Consider the following 6575-nt stretch of genomic DNA (forward strand, 5'->3'; position numbering starts at 1 on the left):
AAGGTATTTTTATATGAAAAGTTTAAAAGTTAATTTAAACAAGTATGTTAATCATTCTTTATTTAAAAATCTTAGTATCGTATTCTTAGAAAGTATTATTACAAAGGCATTAAGCTTTATAAGTATTCTAATTCTATCTAGGCAACTTGGTCCTGAAGATTATGGTAAATATTCATTTGTATTTGTCACTGTAGCTTTTTGTAGTGCATTCTTTGATTTTGGTATGGAAAATACAGCAGTACGTTTTTCAGCAAGAGATAAAGGGAAAATGCAAAGTATATTTGGTTTATATTTTTTTACAAAAATAATTATTACTGCAACTGTAGTTACAGGATTAATCTTATTTGGCAGTCATATTTTTTCTAGCCAAGGTAAAGATGAAATAATTCAATATATCCCATATTTAATCGTGGGGTATATAGGGGAATCACTTTTATTTGTTAATGATACTTATTTACAAGCTATTCAAAAATTCAAATTGAGAGCTTTTATCAATATATTTAGGTATTCTATTTTAATACTTATAGTTTTAAGTTTACTATTAAATAATATGTTGTTATTGAAGTATGTATTTATTTTATACTTCATCCCGATTATAATCTCTTTACCATTTGTATTTAAGTATTTTAAATTTATTAAAATTTACTTTTCTTCAAAATTCCCTCGAAAATTACTAAAAGAGATTATGCATTATGAAAAGTGGATGTTAATGATTTCTATACCTAATAATGTTTTGGGCAGAATTGATTTCTTTATGATTTCTATTTGGGTTACTTATGAGCAAATTGGAATTTATAATGCCGCATTTCAACTATCGGCAATTGTTTCATTTCTACCATTTGCTTTTGGAAAAGTAATGCTACCTACAATGTCTGAACTAGATGAGAAAGAAGTAGTAAGAAAGACTAAGCAAATTATAAAGCCTACATTAATAGTTTCTTTCCTTATGTTATGTATGGTACCTTTAGTACCTTTAATTGTCCCATTTTTTCTAGGGGAAAAATATTTAGGGGCAGTTTCTATTCTTCAAGTAATGTTGATTTCGGCGATATTAGGGTTTATTATTGTTCCTATTGAACAGGCTATTTATTCCTTAGGAAAGCCAATGTTTATTACTATAGGTAAATACATTCAAATGGGAGGAATCATAATTTTGATTTTCCTTACTGTTCCATATTTTGGGGTGATTTGGGCTGCAATTAGTGTGGTACTGGCACGATTGTTATATTCAATAATATTAATAAAAATGTATTTGAATTATAAAAATAAATACATATTGAATGAAAACAAGTAAATTACTCTGAGGAAATTTTGTATTGAAAAGTATTGTTTAGTAGATTTTGAATTGGCTAAATGTATTTTTATTTGCCAAAATACATTTAGCCTTAAATATTATCACTTTAAATGCCGAAAAAGTATTTTTTAACCTTTTTATAGGGATTTTAATCAATTAGTCGTTAAAAAATAATTAAATATATAACTGATTTAATGTTTTGATAAATGAATTTTTATGTGTTTATAATGTATGGAATAGGTAAGTGATCTAGTTTACCTTAGACCAATATTATATACTTTTCAGTTAAATATTTTAAAAGGATATTGAGGGGAAACATGGAAATAAAATTGAAACAAATTACTATTAATTTAGTTCTCCCACTAATTTGTATTATTGCATTTTCTTTTTTATTGGGAACAAATTATTATGCATACTTTATATATTTGTTACTAGGGTGTAATTTTTATTTATTAACAAAGTTTTTAGGTTGGGAAATATCCTTTCTATTTATAATTCCAATACTTAGCATTGCGTTAGTTTTAACGGGGGATTTTTTCCTTCTTGATTTTTATAATAATAACGAGTTAAATCCATTAAAGATTCATCCTTTTGTACTAGCATGGTTAGTTGTATTTGTTCTATTTTTTATAGAAAATTTATTAACGAAAAAAATAATCTTTGATAAGGTTTTTCTGTTGTGTATTTTAGTGCTTGTTCTATTTTTTGGAGTTACTTTTATTACAAAAGGGATAGGTGGAATGTCATTAGCAATTCATAATTATCTTGGACCTATTTCATTTTTCTTGTTTTTTTATTGTAAAAGGCAAATAAATACGAAAAAAGTTAATAAGGCAATAGATGTCATGATTTGGTGTTCGGTACTAATTGGATTACTAGGTGTTTTTGAATACTTCACAAAAACGAATGTTTTCCAGAATCTTTATAGTGCAAATAATGCAACATGGTTAGATTCAACATACCGAGAAGGATACAGGATTAAAACAATAATTGGTCATCCATTAGATAATGCAGTATTCTTCCTTTTTTCAATGATCATTGTTCAAATGAGAGTTAAGGATAATAGAACAAAGTATACTTTACTCTTATTATTTATAATTGATATTTTATTAACTGGTTCAAGAAGTATATTTGCTATAGCATTTTTAGTGCTAATATATAATGAACAGGGTTTGAAAAATAGCTTGAATAAGATTAAGCAGTATTTTATTACTCTATGTATAATAGGGGTTACATGTTTAGTGACACTTAGTACATCTTTAGGATCTACTTTGATGAGTCGAGTAGGTAGTGCAAGTGATTCTACTGAGGCGCGCTTTATGTTGATAGACTATTTCATAAAACATTTATCATCGTTCCAAATTATGGGTTTGGGTGGGGCGTCAGAGAACATTAAAATAATAGGTCGATATAATACTCCTATAATTCTTGAAAATCCTTGGATTATTTTATTTTTCGATGTGGGATATTTTATACTAATATACATTCTGTTGTTAATTCTTATTCTATGCAGAATAGAATACAAAGTATTAGCGATTACTTTAATTTTTGCAATTTCAGGATACAATTCATTTGGTGTAAAAAATAATGCCAATTATTTTTTATTTTATTTATTAACTTATGGATATATTCTAACCAGAGAAAAAAAGTCCTCAGCTTAATTTATATAAGAATTTAATTGTTCTACAAGATAAAGAAAAAAATCCCGAACCCCGGAGAGTATTGCGGAATTTGGGATTTTTTGTTTCTTGTTTTACTTTACACTCTATAATACCTTGCTATAATAGAGGAGATTATAAAAATGAAATGTTTAAATTTAGGGCGATTATTTTCTTGAAATGTAATTGGAATATTCATAGAGGTAGAAGATTATTTCGTTACATATACTATTAACTTTTGAAATAAAAGGAAGTTATAAAATTAAACTTCGATGATTGGACTAAATTTATTAGTTGAAAGAAGGAACTGGTATGAAAAAGAAAGTATTATTTTGGATTTTTGGTATCATTGGTGTTCTTATTATTGGTGGTGGTGTATATGCATATACTGTTTACTCTAATGTATCTAATACGTTAGATGCAGTACACAAACCATTAGATCGTGATAAATCTGAAAAGCGTGATGAAAAAGTAGATGTTTCGGATCAGAAACCAGTTTCAATTTTATTAATGGGAACGGACCAACGAGAAAATGAAACGTCTAGGTCGGATTCATTAATGTTATTTACATTGAATCCGAAAACAAAATCAATGAAGATAACAAGTATTCCGCGAGATACTTATACAGAAATCATTGGAAAAGGTAAAAAAGATAAAATCAACCACGCGTATGCCTTTGGTGGAATTGATATGGCTGTAAAAACGGTAGAGAATTTTCTTAATGTACCAGTCGACCATTACATTGAAGTAAATATGGCTGGATTTAGAGATATTGTAGATGCTGTTGGTGGTGTTGATGTAAATAACGATTTGGAGTTTACGTCAAGAGAGCAACATTTTGCTAAAGGGAATATCCATTTAAATGGTGAAACAGCATTAAAGTATACTCGTATGCGTTATGAAGATCCACGTGGTGACTTTGGTCGTCAAATGCGCCAACGTCAAGTAATCCAAGCAGTAATTAAAAAGGGTGCTAGTGTTTCTTCATTAGCAAGCTACGGTGATGTATTAAAAGCAATTGAGAAAAACGTTAAAACAAGTTTAACGCAAGACCAAATGTTTGATATTCAAAAGAATTATAAAGATTGCATGCAGAACAGTGAAGAAATCCAAATTCCAGGTGACGGCCATAAAGCTGCTGACGGTATTTGGTACTACTATGTTCCGGATGCAGCGAAACAAGATTTAACAAATAAGTTAAAAGCACATCTTGAATTGACTAAATAATATGTAATAAACCCAACTCCTTTGGAAGGAGTTGGGTTTATTTTTGCATGAATTTATATTAGTATTATATATTGTGAGATTAATAGATGAGGTGAATCAATGAATAAGAAAGTAATACTTGTTCTTGTTGTTTTTGTATTGTTTATTGCTTCGATTGTGAGCGGTAAGTTGTACTGGAATAAGAAAGTTGCAAATGCGACAGGGCAGACGAGTGAAGTAACGAAGAAAAAGGCTGAAGTGAAAGATAGCGGAGCGAAGAAAGAAGAGAAAAAAGCAGAGAAAAAGCAAGATGCGAAGTCATCTTTTAATGAAGCATACGCGAAGAATTTGCCAGATGCAGTGAAAGAGAAGTTGAAGAAAGCTGCTGAGGATAAAAAAGCAGTAAATCTTGTTATTGTTGGTGATGAAGCCTCTTCATCTGAAAAAGGTGCTTGGGCAGCTAAGTTAACGACTAATTTAGAAACTGCTTATGGTAAAGGTTTATGGAATGTGACTGTAAAGGAATATAAAGGTGAAAGCACAGAGGAGTTAATCGCGAATAAGCGTGATAAAGAGATTGCGAAAGAGAATCCAGATGTGATTTTATTTGAACCACCATTCATTACTGATAATGGTAAAACTGGTAATGGAAACTCTGTAGTAAATACACAGAAGTTCGTTCAGGCACTTTCTACTGGTGCAAAGGGTGCTACGATTATGATTCAACCATCAAATCCAGTGTATGGTGCGAAAAATTATCCGAAATCGATTGAAGCATTAAAACAATTTGCGACGCAAAATAATTATACATATATTGATCATTGGGGAGCATGGCCGGATGCTTCAACGAAAGCAATTTTACCATACTTACAAGAAGAATTTGGTTTCCCAAGTGAAAAAGGACATGACGTTTGGGCGAAATCTATAACTGATTATTTTGTAGCTAAGTAATGAAGGAGAGATAAAAGGTGTACGAGTTCTCGTATACCTTTTCCTTTTATAATTAAGAGATTTGAAAATAGTAGGAGGAAAACAATGAACTCAATCCTAATCTGTGGCGGAGCTGGCTACATCGGTTCTCACGCTGTGAAAAAATTAGTCGACGAAGGTTTATCGGTAGTAGTGGTAGATAACTTACAAACTGGTCATGAGGATGCAATTACGGAAGGTGCGAAGTTTTATAATGGCGACCTTCGTGATAAAGCATTTTTAAGAGATGTTTTTAAACAAGAAAATATTGAGGCGATTATGCATTTCGCAGCGGATTCTTTAGTTGGAGTTAGTATGGAGAAGCCTCTTCAATATTATAATAATAATGTGTATGGTGCACTTTGCTTATTAGAGGTAATGGATGAGTTTAAGGTAGATAAGTTTATTTTCTCTTCTACTGCGGCAACGTATGGTGAGGTAGATGTGGATCTTATTACTGAGGAAACGATGACAAATCCAACGAATACGTATGGAGAAACGAAGTTAGCAATCGAAAAGATGCTTCATTGGTATAGCCAAGCTTCTAATTTACGTTATAAGATTTTCAGATACTTTAACGTAGCTGGTGCAACTCCAAATGGTATTATTGGGGAAGATCATCGCCCAGAGACACATTTAATTCCTCTTGTATTACAAGTGGCGTTAGGTCAACGTGAGAAGATTATGATGTTTGGTGACGATTATAATACACCAGATGGTACTTGTATCCGTGATTATATTCATGTTGAAGATTTAGTGGCAGCCCACTTCTTAGGGCTTAAAGACCTACAGAACGGCGGAGAAAGTGATTTCTATAACTTAGGGAATGGTAATGGTTTCAGTGTAAAAGAAATCGTTGATGCAGTTCGTGAAGTTACAAATCATGAAATTCCTGCAGAGGTAGCACCGCGCCGTGCGGGAGATCCAGCACGTTTAGTTGCTTCTTCTCAGAAAGCGAAAGAGAAGTTAGGATGGGATCCTCAGTATGTAAATGTGAAGACAATCATTGAGCATGCTTGGAATTGGCACCAGAAGAAACCCCATGGGTATGAGAAATAAGGATTTAAAATTAAAATATAAGAAATTAATTTACTAGTTTAAAAGGTATGTGTTCTATGGCATACCTTTTAAATTTGAAATTGGAGGATAATAGTATGAATTGGAAACAAGAATTTGATCGCTGGCTTTCTTATGCACAATTAGATGCAGAATTAAAAGAACAGCTAGAAAATATGAAGCAAGATGAGAAGAAAATCGAGGATAGCTTTTATAAAAATCTAGAGTTTGGCACAGGTGGTATGCGTGGTGAACTTGGTGCTGGTACGAACCGTTTAAATGTATATACAGTTCGTAAAGCAACAAAAGGATTAGTAAGCTTTATCGAAAAGTTAGGTGAGGAAGCGAAAAAACGCGGTGTTGTTGTAGCCTATGATTCTCGTCATAAATCA

The 6575-nt window shown here is 31.4% G+C and carries 5 protein-coding genes and 1 pseudogene; all 6 read left to right on the plus strand.

All coding sequences use genetic code 11. The features are described 5' to 3' along the window. Positions 1-13 precede the first annotated feature (13 nt). Positions 14-1294 (plus strand): lipopolysaccharide biosynthesis protein, encoded by a 1281-nt coding sequence (locus tag ACTFRY_RS24270; RefSeq protein ID WP_061139604.1) that lies wholly within the window; start codon positions 14-16, stop codon positions 1292-1294. Positions 1295-1611: 317 nt separating this feature from the next. Further along, complete coding sequence (locus ACTFRY_RS24275) at positions 1612-2955, plus strand: hypothetical protein (protein ID WP_097918892.1); 1344 nt, start codon at positions 1612-1614, stop codon at positions 2953-2955. Positions 2956-3264: 309 nt separating this feature from the next. Further along, the gene (gene tagU, locus ACTFRY_RS24280; RefSeq protein ID WP_061139606.1) at positions 3265-4179 is read left to right on the plus strand and encodes a polyisoprenyl-teichoic acid--peptidoglycan teichoic acid transferase TagU; all 915 of its coding nucleotides are present in this window, start codon (positions 3265-3267) and stop codon (positions 4177-4179) included. A 99-nt stretch (positions 4180-4278) separates the two neighbouring features. Further along, positions 4279-5109: an SGNH/GDSL hydrolase family protein gene (locus ACTFRY_RS24285; protein WP_098616137.1), complete on the plus strand. Its 831-nt coding sequence runs from the start codon at positions 4279-4281 to the stop codon at positions 5107-5109. Between the two features lie 84 nt (positions 5110-5193). Continuing rightward, positions 5194-6186 carry a UDP-glucose 4-epimerase GalE gene (galE, locus tag ACTFRY_RS24290; RefSeq protein ID WP_098616136.1) on the plus strand — a complete coding sequence of 331 codons (993 nt, stop codon included), beginning with the start codon at positions 5194-5196 and terminating at the stop codon, positions 6184-6186. Positions 6187-6281: 95 nt separating this feature from the next. Continuing rightward, positions 6282-6575: pseudogene (locus ACTFRY_RS24295) on the plus strand (phospho-sugar mutase); the annotation flags it as partial.

The organism is Bacillus cereus group sp. MYBK195-1 (assembly GCF_051916605.1).
GTDB classification, from domain to species: domain Bacteria; phylum Bacillota; class Bacilli; order Bacillales; family Bacillaceae_G; genus Bacillus_A; species Bacillus_A cereus.